The sequence below is a fragment of the Micromonospora sp. D93 genome (genome assembly GCF_018070365.1).
Taxonomy (GTDB): Bacteria; Actinomycetota; Actinomycetes; order Mycobacteriales; family Micromonosporaceae; genus Micromonospora; species Micromonospora ureilytica.
Genome location: NZ_JAGPXW010000039.1, coordinates 25,413 through 40,692, shown reverse-complemented (window position 1 = coordinate 40,692; position 15,280 = coordinate 25,413). Strand labels below are relative to the sequence as shown.

At 72.7% G+C, this 15,280-nt stretch carries 13 protein-coding genes; 5 read left to right on the top strand and 8 right to left on the bottom strand.

Annotated elements, in window-relative coordinates:
- Window positions 1–11: 11 nt before the first annotated feature.
- The 3 genes from KBX71_RS30335 to KBX71_RS30325 all read right to left on the bottom strand — a co-directional run bounded on the left by KBX71_RS30335 (window position 12) and on the right by KBX71_RS30325 (window position 3,379).
- On the bottom strand, window positions 12–1,187 hold the full coding sequence (locus KBX71_RS30335) for an alcohol dehydrogenase catalytic domain-containing protein (RefSeq protein ID WP_247684357.1): 1,176 nt from the start codon (window positions 1,185–1,187) through the stop codon (window positions 12–14).
- Complete coding sequence (locus KBX71_RS30330) at window positions 1,184–2,638, bottom strand: aldehyde dehydrogenase family protein (protein WP_210821179.1); 1,455 nt, start codon at window positions 2,636–2,638, stop codon at window positions 1,184–1,186. Before KBX71_RS30330 ends, KBX71_RS30335 begins: the two co-directional genes overlap by 4 nt.
- Window positions 2,639–2,719: 81 nt before the next feature.
- Window positions 2,720–3,379 (bottom strand): TetR/AcrR family transcriptional regulator C-terminal domain-containing protein, encoded by a 660-nt coding sequence (locus KBX71_RS30325; RefSeq protein WP_124817364.1) that lies wholly within the window; start codon window positions 3,377–3,379, stop codon window positions 2,720–2,722.
- A gap of 195 nt (window positions 3,380–3,574) precedes the next feature.
- On the opposite strand from KBX71_RS30325, the gene KBX71_RS30320 reads away from it, so the two are divergent.
- Window positions 3,575–4,747, top strand: a complete 1,173-nt coding sequence (locus KBX71_RS30320; RefSeq protein WP_124817362.1) for an acyl-CoA dehydrogenase family protein — start codon at window positions 3,575–3,577, stop codon at window positions 4,745–4,747.
- Between the two features lie 63 nt (window positions 4,748–4,810).
- Here KBX71_RS30320 and KBX71_RS30315 read toward each other — a convergent pair whose 3' ends face one another.
- The 4 genes from KBX71_RS30315 to KBX71_RS30300 form a co-directional block, all read right to left on the bottom strand.
- Window positions 4,811–5,848, bottom strand: coding sequence for an aminotransferase class V-fold PLP-dependent enzyme (locus KBX71_RS30315; protein ID WP_210821178.1), 1,038 nt, complete (start codon window positions 5,846–5,848; stop codon window positions 4,811–4,813).
- 209 nt (window positions 5,849–6,057) lie between these two features.
- Window positions 6,058–8,235: an FUSC family protein gene (locus tag KBX71_RS30310; RefSeq protein WP_307847394.1), complete on the bottom strand. Its 2,178-nt coding sequence runs from the start codon at window positions 8,233–8,235 to the stop codon at window positions 6,058–6,060.
- Between the two features lie 110 nt (window positions 8,236–8,345).
- A complete protein-coding gene (locus tag KBX71_RS30305) occupies window positions 8,346–8,870 on the bottom strand; it encodes a hypothetical protein (RefSeq protein ID WP_210821176.1) in 525 nt (174 codons plus the stop codon).
- On the bottom strand, window positions 8,860–9,564 hold the full coding sequence (locus tag KBX71_RS30300) for an NAD(P)/FAD-dependent oxidoreductase (RefSeq protein WP_210821175.1): 705 nt from the start codon (window positions 9,562–9,564) through the stop codon (window positions 8,860–8,862). The genes KBX71_RS30305 and KBX71_RS30300 overlap by 11 nt, the downstream gene beginning before the upstream one ends.
- A gap of 81 nt (window positions 9,565–9,645) precedes the next feature.
- Between KBX71_RS30300 and KBX71_RS30295 the strand changes: the two genes are divergently transcribed.
- Together KBX71_RS30295 and KBX71_RS30290 are read left to right on the top strand one after the other, a co-directional pair.
- The gene (locus tag KBX71_RS30295) at window positions 9,646–10,284 is read left to right on the top strand and encodes a hypothetical protein (RefSeq protein ID WP_210821174.1); all 639 of its coding nucleotides are present in this window, start codon (window positions 9,646–9,648) and stop codon (window positions 10,282–10,284) included.
- Between the two features lie 113 nt (window positions 10,285–10,397).
- Window positions 10,398–11,270 carry a DUF4231 domain-containing protein gene (locus tag KBX71_RS30290; RefSeq protein WP_210821173.1) on the top strand — a complete coding sequence of 291 codons (873 nt, stop codon included), beginning with the start codon at window positions 10,398–10,400 and terminating at the stop codon, window positions 11,268–11,270.
- A 163-nt stretch (window positions 11,271–11,433) separates the two neighbouring features.
- Here the strand turns inward: KBX71_RS30290 and KBX71_RS30285 are convergent, their stop codons facing one another.
- The gene (locus KBX71_RS30285; RefSeq protein WP_210821172.1) at window positions 11,434–12,822 is read right to left on the bottom strand and encodes a cation:dicarboxylate symporter family transporter; all 1,389 of its coding nucleotides are present in this window, start codon (window positions 12,820–12,822) and stop codon (window positions 11,434–11,436) included.
- Between the two features lie 98 nt (window positions 12,823–12,920).
- On the opposite strand from KBX71_RS30285, the gene KBX71_RS30280 reads away from it, so the two are divergent.
- Both KBX71_RS30280 and KBX71_RS30275 read left to right on the top strand, forming a co-directional pair.
- Window positions 12,921–14,507, top strand: coding sequence for a sensor histidine kinase (locus KBX71_RS30280; RefSeq protein WP_210821171.1), 1,587 nt, complete (start codon window positions 12,921–12,923; stop codon window positions 14,505–14,507).
- Window positions 14,504–15,199: a response regulator gene (locus tag KBX71_RS30275; RefSeq protein ID WP_210821170.1), complete on the top strand. Its 696-nt coding sequence runs from the start codon at window positions 14,504–14,506 to the stop codon at window positions 15,197–15,199. Before KBX71_RS30280 ends, KBX71_RS30275 begins: the two co-directional genes overlap by 4 nt.
- Window positions 15,200–15,280: the final 81 nt, after the last annotated feature.

The following is a 15,280-nucleotide window of genomic DNA, read 5'->3' as shown; positions in this document are numbered from 1 at the left end:
GGGAAACCACGTCAGTCGAGCGTGACCACCCAGCGAGCGCCCTCGCCCCGGGCGAGCCGGTCGAACGCCGCGGGTGCCTCGTCCAGCGGGACCGTGCCGCTGACCAGCACGCGCAGATCCAGTGCGCCGTCGGCCAACTCGGCGGCCAGCACCGGCACCTCCCGGTCCGGGTCGGACGAGCCGTACACCGAGGAGCGCAGCGTGCGCGCGGAGTGGAAGATGTCCAGCGCGCCGAGGCTGACCATGTCGTCCTTCGCGCCCATGCCGACCACTGTCACCGCTCCCCCACGCCGGGTGAGCCGCCAGGCGGCACGGATGGTGGCGGCCCGACCGACGCACTCGAAGGCGTGATCGACACCCCGGCTCTCGGTGCGCGCCCGTACCTCCTTGGAGAGCCGATCGTCGGAGAGCAGGAAGTCGGTCGCCCCGGCGGCGAGCGCCAGGTCCCGTTTCGCCTCCGCGACGTCGATGGCCAGGATCGTCGTGGCCCCGGCCCGGCGGGCCGCGCTGAGCACGGCGAGCCCGACTCCACCGAGCCCGACGACCGCCACCGACTCGCCGGGCGCCACCCGGGCGGTGTTCCGGACCGCGCCGACGCCGGTGAGCACCGCGCAGCCGAGCAGCGCGGCCTGCTCCGGCGGCAGCCCGGCGGGGATCGGGATGACGGCACGCTCGGGGACCACCACCGCCTCGGCGAGCGCGCCGAGACCGAGGGTCAGGTGCAGCGGGACCCCGTCGTCGGTCTCGCCACGCGGCACGGTCGGGGCCGTGGTGTCGGCGCAGAGCCACGGCTCGCCACGCCGGCACCACCAACACGCCCGGCAGGCCGGCGCCCAGTTGAGCACCACCGGTGTGCCGACGGTCAGTTCGCTGCCCGGCCCGACCTCGGCCACCACTCCGGTCGCCTCGTGCCCGAGCACCAGCGGGAACCTCGCGGCGAGGGTGCCGTTGACCATGGACAGATCGGAGTGGCAGACACCGGCCGCCCTGATCGTCACCCGCACCTCGCCGGGGCCGGGCGCGGGCAGGCGTACCCGCTCGACCCGCAGTTCGGCACCGGACCCGCGCGCGACGAGCGCGCGAACGATGACTGGCGCGGGCGCCGGCTCGGTGCCGCCGCCCGGCGCGGCCGGGGACAGCTCGGCGCGGCCCGCGGGCGCGGGCGGGGACAGCTCAGGGTCGGTCATCGCTGGATCGCCTTCAGTTCGCAGAACTCGGCCAACCCGTGCACGCCCAACTCCCGGCCCAGGCCGGACTGCTTGTAGCCGCCGAACGGGGCGAGCGGGTTGAACGGGGCACCGTTGATGTCGACAGCGCCGGTGCGCAACCGCCGGGCCACCGCGAGTGCCGCGTCGGTGTCGGCGGACCAGACCGCGCCGGCCAGCCCGTACTTCGAGTTGTTGGCGATGTCGACCGCCTCGTCGGTGTCGGCGAACGGGATGACGGCGAGCACCGGACCGAAGACCTCCTCCTGGGCGAGCGCGCTGTCGGGGTGCACGTCGGCGAAGACGGTGGGGGCGACGAAGTGCCCCCGGGCCGGCACCGGGGCGGCGGGCCCACCGGCGACCAGCCGGGCGCCGTCGGTCAGGGCGCGGTCGATGTGGCCGTGTACCCGCTCGGCCTGAGCGGCGGAGACCAGCGGGCCGAGCCGAGTCGCCGGGTCGAACGGGTCGCCGAGTCGGTAGCCGGCCACCGCCGTGGCAATCAGGTTGAGGGCTTCGTCGTACCGGTCGCGGTGCACAAGCATCCGCGTCCACGCGGTGCAGGTCTGCCCGGAGTTGAGCAGGGCGTTGCCGACGCCGACCTTGACGGCGGTGGCCAGGTCGGCGTCGGGGAGGATCACGTTGGCGGACTTGCCGCCCAGCTCCAGCGCGACCCGGGCGATCCGGTCGGCGGCGAGCCGCATGATCCGCGCCCCGGTGGCGGTGGAGCCGGTGAACGAGACCAGATCGACGTCGGGGTGCCCGGCGAGAGCCTCGCCGACCACCGGCCCGGCGCCGGGGACCAGGTTGAGCACCCCCGGCGGCAGCCCGGCTTCGGTGACCGCGTCGAAGAGCAGGTACGCGGTCAACGGGGTCAGCTCGCTGGGCTTGAGCACCACAGTGCAGCCGGCGGCCAGGGCGGGCGCGAGCTTCGCCAACACCTGGTGCAGCGGGTAGTTCCACGGGGTGATCGCGCCGACCACACCGATCGGCTCGCGGACGACCAGGGAGTTGCCGATGCTCTCCTCGACGGGTGCGCGGGCGGCGAGCGCGACGTGGTCGCGCAGCACTGTCAACGGCAGCCCTACCTGCACCCGGGTGGCGAGCTTGAGCGGCGCGCCCAGCTCCACGGCGATGGTGCGGGCGACGTCGTCGGCGCGGGCGCTGAGCGCCGTGTACAGCCGGTCGAGGTGGGCGGAGCGTTCGGCGGGAGTGGCGGCCGACCAGCCGGGAAACGCGGCGCGGGCCGCGGCCACGGCCCGATCCACGTCGGCCGGGGTGCCGGCCGGCACCTGCCCGGCCAGCTCCCCGGTGCTCGGGTTCTCCACGTCGATCAGATCCACGTCGGCGGGGGACGTCCACTCCCCACCGACGTGCAGGTGGTGCCGGAGGCGCAGGGAGTCGGGCAACTGCGACGGCGGGGCGGCGAGGTCCATGTCATCCCTTCGAGGGCGGGCGATGGGCGATGGCGACGGCGGTCGCGACGGGCGATGAAACTAGCGCTGGGAGTTTGGACGCTACCCGTTGGGCCGGGCGGACTCCACCGTGTCGTCGACGGTGCGGGCGTACTCGGCGGCCAGACCGTGCAGCAGGGCGTCCAGGCCGAGGGCGAAGGCACCCTCGTCCACGCTCTGCTGGTGCTCGGCGAGCCGGTGCGCCTGGCGCAGGTGGGGGTAGTGCGCCGCGTACAGCTCCGGGTCCTCGACGAACCCACGGGCGAACGAGCCGAGCGCCGACCCGGCCACGAAGTAACGCAGCGCCGCGCCGATGTGGGTGGCGCGGGCCGGCGGCCAGCCGGCCCGGACCAGGCCGCCGTAGACCGCGTCGGCCATGGCGAGGGCGGCCGGTCGACGGCCCGGCCCCTGCGCCAGGTACGGCACGATGTTCGGGTGCGCGGTGAGCGCCCGCCGGTACGACCATGCCCAGTCCCGCAGCGCGGTGACCCAGTCCCGGCTGGCGAAGCCGCCGGTGTCGACGGCACCGGTGACCGTGTCGGCCACCGCGTCGAGGATCTCGTCCTTGGTGGCGAAGTGGTTGTAGAGCGAGGGACCCTGCACGCCGAGCGCGGCGGCGAGTCGGCGGGTGGAGAGCGCACCGAGCCCGTCGGCGTCGATCAGCGCGAGCGCCGTCTCGACGATCCGGTCGCGGGTGAGCAGAGGTCGTCGAGGTCGGGGCATGTCAGAGCTCCTCGGTCTGCGGTGTCCCTCCCCGTGGGAACCACCTGTTCACGCACCCTATCCGGGCCGTCTCCGCGCAGGCGTCACCACGTCGACCGGGAAAGGGGTCTGGACGAAGGAAAACTTACACCGCTAGTTTAGGAGCGACCGCTGCGGCCCGCAGCGGCGCACCGCCACGTCGACCGAGGGGGAACCGTGGACTTCGCACTGTCCGACGAGGAACGAGCCGTCCGAGACACCGTGCGCGCGTTCATAACCCGCGAGGTGATGCCCCTGGAAGCGGAGGTGCTCCGCCGGGAACGGGCGCACCAGCCGGGCCTCGACCACTCCGAGGTGCGCGAACTGCAACTCAAGGCGCGCAAGTTCGGCTTCTGGGGCCTGGCCACCCCGGAAGAGTACGGCGGGATGAACCTGCCGGCCGTACTCCAGTCGTTGATCTGGACCGAGCTGGGCCGCACGTTCGTCCCCTTCCGCTTCGGTGGCGAGGCGGACAACATCCTGTTCCACGCCACCGAGGAGCAGAAGCGGGAGTTCCTCGTCCCGACCATCGAGGGCGAGCGACGCTCCTGCTTCGCGATCACCGAACCGGGCGCCGGATCGGACGCGGCCAACATCCGGCTGTCCGCCCGCCGGGACGGTGACGACTGGATCCTCGACGGCGAGAAGACCTTCATCACCGGCGGTCACGACGCCGACTTCGCCATCGTGGTCGCGGTGACCGACCGGGAGAAGGGCGCCCGCAACGGCGGCGCCACCGCTTTCCTGGTGGACCGGTCGATGGGCTGGCGTTCGGAGTTCATCCAGACGATGGGCGAGGGCGGGCCCGCCTCGCTCATCTTCGACGGCGTACGCGTGCCGCACCGCAACATCCTCGGTGAGATCGGGCAGGGCTTCACGCTCGGCATGGAGTGGATCGGCAAGGGGCGCTACACCATCCCGTCGCACGCCATCGGCATCGCCGAGCGGGTGTTGCAGATGGCCATCGAGTACGCCAACACCCGGGAGACCTTCGGCGCGAAGATCGGCACCAACCAGGCCATCCAGTGGATGATCGCCGACTCGGAGACCGAGCTGGAGGCGGCCCGGTGGCTGGTGCTGCGCTCCGCGTGGACTGTCGACGCGGGCCTGGACCCCCGGCACGCCTCGTCGATGGGCAAGCTCTACGGCGCCGGCATGGTCAACCGCGTGGTCGACCGGGTGCTCCAGATCCACGGCGGCATGGGCTACACCCGAGAGCTGCCGATCGAACGCTGGTACCGGCAGGTCCGGCTCTACCGGATCTTCGAGGGCACCGACGAGATGCAACGGCTGATCATCTCGCGGGACCTGCTGCGCGGCTACACGAAGATCGGCGGCCACCTGGCCTGACGCCGGGGCCCCGATGCTGTCGAGGGCGGCCGGGCGCACGCCCGGCCGTCCTCGACGCCGGGTTCAGCCGGTCAACGCCGTCAGCGCGGCGTCCACGTCGGCCTCGGTGGAGTAGATGTGGAACGAGGCCCGGACCCGTCCGGCGCGCACCGCCGCCCGGATGCCGGCCGCCGCGAGGCGCTGCTCCGCGTCGGGCACGTCCACGCTGACGATGGCGCTCTCCCCCGGCGGCCGGCCCAGCCCGGTCAGGAACCGGTTGGCCAGCGCCACGTTGTGCGCCCCGATCGCCGGCACGCCGATCTCGGCGACCACCTCCAGTGCGGGCGCCGCCCCGACCCAGCTGAACCAGGCCGGTGAGATGTCGAACCGGCGGGCGTCGTCGGCCAACCGCAGTGGCGGGCCATAGTACGAGGCGTGCGGGTCGGCACCCGCGTACCAGCCGGCCGCGTCGGGGCGCAGCCGCTCGCGCAACGCGGGGGCCAGATAGGCGTACCCGGTCCCACGCGGATTCATCAGCCACTTGTAGCCGCCCACCACCACCGCGTCGGCCTGGCTGCCGTCGAACGGCAGCCAGCCGCACGCCTGAGTCGCGTCCACCACCACCAACGCGTCGTGCGCACGGGCCGCGGCCACGATCTCGTCGTACGCCGCGACCGCCCCGTCGGCCGACTGCACCAGGCTGAACGCGACCAGGTCGGTATCGGCGTCGATGGCGTCGACCAGCGACCCCAGCGGCACCGTGCGGACCGTGACGCCACGCTCCTCCTGAACCAGCCAGGGGAAGAGGTTCGAGGTGAACTCGACCTCGGGGACCACCACAGTGGCACCGGCCGGCAGCGCCGCCGCGACCGGCGCGAGGAGCTGGGACACGGCCGCCCCGACCGCCACGTCACCGACCGGCACGCCGATCAGGTCGGCGAACGCCGCACGGGACCGGTGCACCGACTCGCCCCAGCCCTCCCACGACGTACTGCCGACCCGCCACGCGCCCAGGGCCTCCTGTAGTGCCGTCCACGCCGGCTCCGGCGGCAACCCGTAACTGGCGGTGTTCAACCAGCCCGGCTCCGGCTGCCACAGCTTCTGCGCCTGCTCGATCTCCATGCCCTCGACGCTAGGCGGCGTGGCCGCGAACGGGCACGACCAATCGGCGACCTGTGGCGCGCTCCCGGGGCTCCGAGCCGCGTCAAACAGGGCATCAGTCCCTGAAGAGCGTGATGACTGTGAGGCATCACAATGACTCACAGTCATCACGCTCACGAGCACCCTGCCGGGCCGGGTGCGGTTGGGGCAGGGGCAGGGGCAGCTCCCAGTCAGTCGATGGTCGGCCCACCAACAGCGGGCGGGTGGATCCGGGCGAGGCTGTCGGCGAGGCCGGCGAGCCACCTGTCGACCTCCACCAGGTGCCGGACCGACTGACGGTCGGCCCCGCCGAGGAGCGGACGGATCCGGTCCAGCTGGTCGACGCAGGTGGTCGAGACCGGCGCCCGGTGCGATGTCCGGCCGTGGGCGACCTCGTCGGCGAGGGTGCCGTACGCCGATCGCAGGCGCCCGGCCGACTCCCGCAGCAGTGCCGCGGCCTCGGGCCAACCGGCGAGGCTGCCGGGCGGGTTGCGGCGCAGCAGCGACTCCGCGCCGGGCACGACGTGGTGCCCGGCGCTCAGCACGGCGTCCCAGTTCACCTGTTGACGGTGCGGATCGTGCCGCTCCGAGTGGTACTGGCAGTAGGACGAGTCGATCAGGACCATCCGGCGACGGACCCGGGCGAGGGCACGCGCGGGTGGCGGAGCAGCGCCGAGCAGCGACTGGACCGTCTGTTCGACAGCGTCCGCGCTGGCCGCCAGGTAGCGGGTGGCATTGTGCCGCAGGTCGTGGCCCGCGCCGCGCGGCCAGATCGCCACCCCGGCGAGCACGCCGATCACCGCGCCGAGCAATACGTCGACCAGGCGGGCCTCGGCGAGCCGCCACCCCTCCGGGCTGAGCTGGGCGAAGACGACAGTCAGCAGCACTGTGAACAGCGCCTGCTGCCACACCGGACCCAGCAGGCGGCCAACGCCGAAGGCCAGCAGCAGGGTGATCGGCAGGACGATGGCGTACACGATCGGCTCGTCGACGACCAGCATCACCCCGCCGCTGACGACCGCACCGACGATCGTGCCCAGCACGGCGGGCCGCAGCGCGGTGCGGGTGTCGGCGGCCGAGGTCCGCAGCACCGTGAGGGTGGCCAGCAGCACCCAGAAGCCGTGAGTCAGCTGCAACACTCCGGCGGCCACCCGGGCGATGGCGAGCGCCACGGCCAGCCGCAGCGAGCTGTGCAGGTGGGCCGAGCGCGGCGCCAGGTGGGAGCGGAACTGCCACCAGTACAGCGTCCACGGGCTGTGCCGGGCGTACTCGAACAGCTCGGAGGAGGCGTCGCCGCCGTCGATCCGCGCCCCGGTGGCCACCCGGCAACCGACGGCGAAGACCCGCACCTGGTCCGCGAGGGCCAGCGCCGTCGCGTCCCGACACAACCGGGGTACGTCCGGCCTGTCGCGGACGTTGCCCGCTCCCACCGGGTACGCCGCCTCGGCTCGTCCGACCGCCACGTCCAGGTCGGCGGGGTCCGCCGCCGGCGCGCCCGGCGACAGGCTCCGGCCGGCGGCGCGGGTCGTGTCCGCGCACGAGCGCAGCAGACGCCCCGCCGCCAGGTCCGGGATCGGCTCCGGCGGGGCGTCCGCCGCCAGCCGGTCGGCCTCGGCGAGCACCTCCCGTAACGCGGCCGCGCAGATCCGCAACGCCCGGTCCTGAGCGCCCGCCGCGGTGGGCGCCCACGCCGGAGGGTTGCGGCTCAGCTCGATCGCCCCCACCGCGTCGTACGCCCGCTCGCGCCGCGCGTCCCGATCACCCGCGGCGGCGGGCGGGTCGGTCAACCGCTCGGCGGCGGCGTCGAGGAAGGAGGCGACGCCGTCCGCCGTCGCGGCGAGGCGCTGCCGGTAGGAGACCGGCACCGGGTCGGGCCAGAGGAACACCTCGGCCGCGGCGAGCAGCACGACGGCGAGCGTCACCCCACCGAGTCGCTCCGGCAGGGCGCCCGGCTGGTACGGCGGGAACGACGCCAGGATGTAGAAGAGCTGGAACGCGCTCGCCAACCCCACCAGGCGCGGGTTGCCGACTCCGGCGAACGCCACGACGAACCCGACGACCAGCATGCCGCCGGCGGCCGCCCACGTGCTCCACGCCAGGAGCGAGCCCACCGCGATCAGCGCCCACACCGCCGGCAGCGACAGCAGGAGGATCCGGGCCCGCTGCGGCGCCGGACCGGGCAACTGCGCGAACGACCCGGCGGCGATGGTGCCGAACAACCCGTACGTGGCGAGCGTCGAGCTGCCCGCGCCGTACCGGCAGCCGTAGAAGACGGCGGACGCGACGAGCGTGAGTCGTGCCGCGCGTCGCAGGATGGCGTCACCCGGGTCACGGCGGCGAAGCCGGCCAGGGAGGCTGGTTCCGAGCACGACCGCTCCCCCGGTTCGTCGCAGCACCCCTCCCCGGCCCACCATTCTCCACCGCGCCCCGCCACGGGCGGCGGGTTTGCCGACGAATCACCGCCACGAGCGGCCCAGCGTCACCGCCGAGAGCCCCTCAGCAGACCGAGTCGGAGGGCCCGGAACAGGGTGCCGGGGCGGCTCAGGGCGGCCGGGTGGTCGAGCATTGTGGTGACCCGACCCAGCCGGGCGTTGAGCACCGGGTCGGTCAGCGACGCCCGGAAGAGCAGGTCTCCGAACCACTTGGTGACCTTGTAGCCGGGCGGGTACGGCCCGTCCACGTGCGGCAGCTCGATGTCGGCGGTGGTGGAGATCTGCCAGGCGGCGTCGACCACCACGCGGACCTGCTCGAAGTACGCGCGCGCGGGCTCGTCGTGCGGCTTCGGACGGGACCGCAGGTACTTCGACAGGCAGGAGGCGTGCAGTGTCGCGGAGGTCATGCCCTGGCCGTACACCGGGTTGAAGGACGCGACCGCGTCGCCGGCGGCGACCAACCCGGCGGGCAGGCGGTCGAGCTTGTGGAAGTCGCGGCGTCGGCTGTCCGCCTGGTGGTACGTGACCACCCCGCCGAGCATCTCGCCGTGTTCGGCGATGTCACCGAACATCTGCGGGTAGTGCCATGGTGTGGAAGACCGCCACCCAGGCGTCACTGACCTTCTCGTCGCGCGTGAAGAGCGCCGTCGCGTAGTTCAGTTTGATCGGCATGCGGTGCAGCGGTGGGCGCGGCCACCCGTGCTCGGCCAGCCAGTCGCTCAACCGGCTGGACCGCCCCATCGCGTCGACCACCAGGTCCGCCGCGTCGACGATGGGCTCGGCGCCGCCCTCGGGCAGGTACCGGGCGCCGGTGACCCGCCGCTCGTCGAAGAGCAGGCCCTCCGCGCGGCCGTACACCATGCGGATGTTGTCGACGGCGAGGGTGCGCCGCCGGACCAGCGCCTCCAGGAACGGACGCGTGGTGATCAACGCGGGCCCGGTGCCGGTCGGCGCGGGCGGTAGACCCAACATGCCGTTCACGAAGACCTTCGCCGTGCCCGGGTCGTTTGGCGGCGGCGGGGCGCCGAGCGCGAGCGCCTCGTCGGCGATGCCGGGAAACCAGCGCTCCGACTGGACCTGGCCGGCGGGAAGCAGCGCGTGCACCTGGCTGCCCTGGGGTACACCCGGCCGTGGGCCGGCGTCGACATCGGACGGATCCCGTTCGACGATCAGCACTTCCTCGGCGTGGTCGCTCAACACCCGGGCGGCCAGCAACCCGGCCATGCTGCCACCGAGCACCACCGCACGGTCGGGGAACCTCGGCATCCACGACCGTAACCATGGCAGCGCCCGCCGTCACCGCTGTCCACTGTCGCGCCCGGTCCGGCCACCAGCTATGAATACCGGATGAGTACCCACGCCGGTACGACCCGGACCCCCCGTGCCCCGGCCCTACCGGATTCCGGGGTGGGCAGCCGGACCGGGCCGATCGCCCGGTGGGGCTTCCTGTGCCTGGCGTTGGTCCTGTCCGCCTGCACGCCCGCAGGTGACTCGCGCCAGCACAGCACGCGGCCGGCCGACGGCGCGGAGCCGTCGACGGGCACCAGCGGCGGTGGGCCGCCCTGCACACCATCGGTCGATGCGCTGCCGGCGCCGCCGGCGGGCTACCGGCTGGTGGGCAAGGACGTGGCGGTGCCCGACGCCCCCGTGCTGTCGCCGGAGGATTCCGGGGAGGCCGATCCGGCGGCGCGACTGTTCGCCAAGTGGGGGCTCGTCGTCCGCGCCGGCCGGGTCGTCGACCTGCGGGTGGCACCGGGCTGGCAGGACAAGGCCCGGCTCGGCTGGGGCGGCACCGGCACGCCCGCGGCGACCGCCACGGTGCACGCCTGCGCGCCGGAGGGTGGGCAGGCTCAGTGGCTGGCCTTCGTCGGCGGCACCTGGGTCGCGCGGGCCTCCTGCGTACCGCTCATCGTGACGTCGAACGGCCAGGACGACCGCGTCACCCTCGGCATCGGCGTCCCCTGCGACAAGACCACCACGCCCTAGCGCCGCGCGCGGGCCGCCCGGGTGGACGGGGACGTCTACTGTCTACACCGCCTGTACCGGCATCGCCGCTCAGCCCGCGGGCGCCCTGGACGTTCTGTCGAGAGGTCAACGACATGCTGAAGGCCGAGGATCTTCCCCCGTTTCAGCGCGCCGTGTCCTACGAGTCACAGCGCGGCCAACGCGTGTACGCGACCCTGATCGGGCTGCGGCTGTCCCTGCTCCTGGTGGCCGCGGTCGCGGGGGTCGCCACGTGGAAGCTCGACGATTTCGCCCCGGGCCCGGCGCTCGCGGCGGGCGCGTTCGCCGCCACCTCAATCGTCGAGGTCTTCCTCCTCACCAATCGTCCCAATGAACGGTGGTACGTCGGCAGGGCCCTCTCCGAATCCATCAAGTCACTCACGTGGCGATTCACCATCGCGGCCGACCCTTTTCCCCGATCGCGGAGCGACTCGGACAGCGCCGAGGAATTCACCCTCCGACTGTTGGGCTTGACCCGGGACATGTCGGCCGCCGGTTTGGCGGCACCCGCTGTGGCTGGGCAACAAATCACGGAGGGAATGCGGACACTGCGCGCCGCCTCCTTTGCGGAGCGCCGCGCCGCGTACCTGACCGGCCGTCTTGAGGCTCAGCGAGCCTGGTACGCCGAGCGATCCCTGTCGAACCGGGCGCGGTCGACCCGCTGGTCGGTCAGCATGCTCGTGCTGGAGATCGTCGGGGTGACCCTGGCGGTGTCGAGGGCTGCCGGGCTGACCGACCTCGACCTGCTCGGAGTGGCCGCCGCAGCCGTCGCGGCCGGCGCGGCCTGGACGCAGACGCGGCAACACGCCGCGGTGGCGACCGCCTACGCCCTGGCAAGTCAGGAGCTTGCCGCCATGGGGTCGCTGGCCACCCGGCTCGGCTCGGAAGCCGAGCTGTCGCGGTTCGTGAACGACACGGAGACGGCGATCTCCCGGGAACACACGATGTGGCGAGCACGTCGACGCTGACACCTGGACGCACCGGCCGCCGCTCACTGATCAACTCGGTTTTCAGGACGTCGCTGTGTGCGGGCGGCTCGGATGCCCCGATTTTCAGGAAGCGGAGTGGATCACGGCGTGGGCCGGGGTCGGGACGGCGGAGGCGCGCCACGAACCCGGCCCACGCCGTGGATCAGGCCGGCGCTCCGGCTGGCGCGGCCGCCTTCTCGTCGGTGCGGGACGCCGCCTCCTCGTCGTCGTCGTGCACGTCGACCATGGTGGCCTCGTCGAACGGGTCGTTGCCGCTCAGCACTCCGAGCGCCCGCTCCCGGTCGAACTCGCCGGTCCAGGTTCCCACCAGCACGGTCGCCACAGCGTTGCCGGCGAAGTTGGTAAGCGCCCGGGCCTCCGACATGAACCGGTCGATGCCGACGATCAGCCCGACCCCGTCGACGAGGTCCGGCCGGTGTGACTGGAGGCCGCCGGCCAACGTGGCCAGCCCGGCGCCGGTGACCCCGGCCGCGCCCTTCGAGGCGATGATCATGAACAGCAGCAGCGAGATCTGCTCGCCGATGGCCAGCGGCTTGCCCAGCGCGTCGGCGATGAACAGCGACGCCATGGTCAGGTAGATCGCCGTACCGTCGAGGTTGAACGAGTAGCCGGTCGGCACCGTGATGCCGACGACCGGCTTGCTCACGCCGAAGTGCTCCATCTTGGCGATCAGCCGCGGCAGCGCCGACTCCGACGACGAGGTCGACAGGATCAGCAGGAACTCCCGGCCCAGGTAACGCAGCAGCGAGAAGATCGAGATCCGGGCCACGAACCACAGCAGCGCGCCCAGGAACACCAGCACGAAGATCAGACAGGTGGCGTAGAAGCCCACCATGATCTGGGCGAGGCTCTTGAGGGCGTCCACGCCTGTCGCGCCGACCACGGCGGCCATCGCGCCGAACGCGCCGATCGGCGCCAGCCACATGATCATGGCGAGGACCTTGAAGACGACCCGCTGGATGACGGTGATGGCGCCGAGCACCGGCTCACCCCGTCGACCCATGGCCTGGACGGCGAAGCCGACCAGCAGGGCGACCAGCAACGTCTGGAGCACCTTGCCCTCGGTGAGCGAGGAGAGCAGCGTCGTCGGGATGATCCCGAGTAGGAAGTCGGCAGTACCGGCTGCCTCGTCACCGGCGGCGGCCTTGCCGGAGCCGACGAGGTCCGGGCCGAGGTTCAGGCCGGATCCGGGGTGGATGACGTTGCCGACGACCAGGCCGATGGCGAGCGCGACTGTCGACATGGTCAGGAAGTAGCCGAGGGCAAGGCCGCCGACCTTGCCGACCTTCGCGGCCTGCCGGACGGAGCCGACGCCGAGCACGATGGTGCAGAAGATGACCGGGCTGATCATCATCTTGATCAGGTTGACGAAGCCGGTGCCGATCGGCTTGAGTTCCTTGCCGAAATCGGGGGCGACCAGGCCGACCACGATGCCGGCGGCCACGGCCACGATGACGGCCAGATACAGGTAACGGGTACGGTCCCGGCGGACCGCCGGTGCCGGGGTGGTGGCGGATGCGGTGGTGTCCATGTCGACAATGTGAAGCGCGTCTCACCCGTTGACAGCCTTGCGGTCATTCTGTTCACCACGAAACGCACGACGGTGGCGCGACAAGGAGGTGGTCGAGGGTGGCCCGACGCCAGTGGAGCATCGCGGGGCAACTCTTCGCCCTCCAGGCGATGGTGGTGACGTTGCTCGTGCTGGCCGGCGCGGCCGGCGCCGTCTGGCTGGCCCGCAGCGACTCCCGTCAGGCCGCGCAGGACGAGGTGCTCGCGGTGGCGCAGACCGTGGCCGGCTCCCCCGACGTCCGGACGGCCCTCACGACCGCCGACCCGGCCAGGGTCCTCCAGCCGTACGCCGAATCGACCCGGAAAGCCACGGACACCGACTTCGTGGTGGTGATGGCCCCCGACCGCACCCGTTTCTCGCACCCGACCCAGGACCGGATCGGCGAGCCGTTCGTCGGCGAGATCGGGCCCGCTCTGGCGGGCCGCGCGTTCACCACCACAAACGTCGGCACGCTCGGCGAGTCGGTGCGTTCGGTCGTTCCGGTGTACGACGAGCAGCAACGCCTCGTCGGTCTGGTCTCGGTGGGCATCACCACCCGCGCGATCGACAAGAAGCTGCTCGGCCAGTTGCCTGTGCTGTTCGGTGTGGTCGCGCCGGCTCTGGCGCTCGCGGCGACGGGCTCCTGGCTGCTCAGCCGCCGGCTCCGTCGCCAGACGCACGGTCTGGGGCCGGCCCAGATGACTCGGATGTACGAGTACTACGACGCCGTTCTGCACTCGGTGCGCGAAGGTCTCGTCGTGCTGACCACCGATCGTCGGGTGGTGCTGGTGAACGACGAGGGCCGCCGGCTGCTGGGGCTCGACGCGGACACGCCGGTGATCGACCAGCCGGTGGCCGGGATCGACCTGCCGCCCGCGGCGGCCGAGCTGCTCGACTCCGGGCGCGACGCCCGCGACGAGCCGATCGTCGCCGGTGACCGGGTGCTCGTCGCCAACCAGCGGACCACCCGCTTCGAGGGGGCGGTGCTCGGCACCGTGCTGACCCTGCGCGACCAGACCGAGCTGCGCACACTGGCCAGCGAGCTGGATTCGGTGCGGGCACTGACCGAGGCGTTGCAGGCGCAGACCCACGAGTCGGCCAACCGGCTGCACACAGTGCTGACCCTGGTCGAGCTGGGCCGCGCCGACGAGGCCGTGCGGCTCGGCACCCGGGACCTGGCCCTCGCCCAGCAGCTGACCGACCGGGTGGTCGGCGCGGTGACCGAGCCGGCGTTGGCCGCGCTGCTGCTCGGCAAGTCGGCACAGGCCGGCGAGCGCGGGGTGGATCTGGTCATCGAGCCCGACTGCCGCCTCGACGACAGCCCGCTGCCGACCGGTGACCTGCTCACAGTGGTCGGCAACCTGGTCGACAACGCCCTGGAGGCGGTGGCCGGCACGCCGGCGCCCCGCCGGGTGCGGGTCTTCGTCGGCGCGGCCGACGACGAGCTGGTGGTCCGGGTCGCCGACAGCGGCCCCGGGCTGGCCCCGGAACGGGTGGCCGACGCGTTCCGGCGCGGCTGGTCCACCAAGAGCACCGGCCGGGGTCTCGGCCTGGCGCTGGTCGGGCAGGTGGTACGCCGGCACGGTGGTAGCGCCGAGGTCTGCCGCTCGGACGACGGCGGCAGCCTGTTCACCGTCCGGCTGCCGGGCAGGGTCGAGCGGTCATGACCAACATCAGGGTGCTTGTCGTCGAGGACGAGCCGCTGCTGGCCGAGGCGCACAGCGCGTACACCGAACGGGTTCCCGGTTTCGTGGTGGTCGGGGTGGCGCACACCGCGCGGGCGGCGATGGCGGCCCTGCGCGCCAACGGCGGCGGCGACGTGGACCTCGTACTCCTTGATTTTCGCCTACCCGACCTGCACGGCCTGGACGTCTGCCGGGCGCTGCGGGCGGCCGGCAGCAGCGTCGACGTGCTGGCGGTGACCTCCGCGCGGGACCTGGCGGTGGTACGCACCGCCGTGTCCCTCGGGGTGACCCACTACCTGCTCAAGCCGTTCACGTTCGCCGCGTTCCGCGACAAGCTGGAGCGGTACGCCGACTATCGCGCCCAGGCGCTCGCCGACGGCGAGGTCGCCGCCCAGCACGAGGTGGACCAGATGTTCGCCACCCTGCGCGGCACCGCCGGGCACAGCCTGCCCAAGGGGCTCGACGCGCAGACCCTCAATCGGGTACGCGCCGCGCTCACCGACGGCACCCGCGCGGAGGTCGGACTGTCCGCAACCGAGGTGAGCGCGCTGACCGGCATCTCCCGGGTGACCGCCCGCCGCTACCTGGAGTACCTGGTGACGGTGGACCGCGCCGCCCGCACCCCGCGCTACGGCACCCCCGGCCGCCCCGAGGTCGAGTACCGCCCCCGCTGACGCCCCCACCGCGTCGATCTTGCACTTTCTGCTGGGACTATTGCCCGCATAAGCGACATTTCCACAACAGCAAATGCAAGA

Excerpts from the sequence above, each read along its gene's own strand:
- KBX71_RS30335 (WP_247684357.1), bottom strand. The coding sequence starts at position 1,187 with ATGACCGACCCTGAGCTGTCCCCGCCCGCGCCCGCGGGCCGCGCCGAG.
- KBX71_RS30330 (WP_210821179.1), bottom strand. The coding sequence starts at position 2,638 with ATGGACCTCGCCGCCCCGCCGTCGCAGTTGCCCGACTCCCTGCGCCTC.
- KBX71_RS30325 (WP_124817364.1), bottom strand. The coding sequence starts at position 3,379 with ATGCCCCGACCTCGACGACCTCTGCTCACCCGCGACCGGATCGTCGAG.
- KBX71_RS30315 (WP_210821178.1), bottom strand. The coding sequence starts at position 5,848 with ATGGAGATCGAGCAGGCGCAGAAGCTGTGGCAGCCGGAGCCGGGCTGG.
- KBX71_RS30305 (WP_210821176.1), bottom strand. The coding sequence starts at position 8,870 with ATGTTCGGTGACATCGCCGAACACGGCGAGATGCTCGGCGGGGTGGTC.
- KBX71_RS30300 (WP_210821175.1), bottom strand. The coding sequence starts at position 9,564 with ATGCCGAGGTTCCCCGACCGTGCGGTGGTGCTCGGTGGCAGCATGGCC.
- KBX71_RS30295 (WP_210821174.1), top strand. The coding sequence starts at position 9,646 with ATGAGTACCCACGCCGGTACGACCCGGACCCCCCGTGCCCCGGCCCTA.
- KBX71_RS30290 (WP_210821173.1), top strand. The coding sequence starts at position 10,398 with ATGCTGAAGGCCGAGGATCTTCCCCCGTTTCAGCGCGCCGTGTCCTAC.
- KBX71_RS30285 (WP_210821172.1), bottom strand. The coding sequence starts at position 12,822 with ATGGACACCACCGCATCCGCCACCACCCCGGCACCGGCGGTCCGCCGG.
- KBX71_RS30275 (WP_210821170.1), top strand. The coding sequence starts at position 14,504 with ATGACCAACATCAGGGTGCTTGTCGTCGAGGACGAGCCGCTGCTGGCC.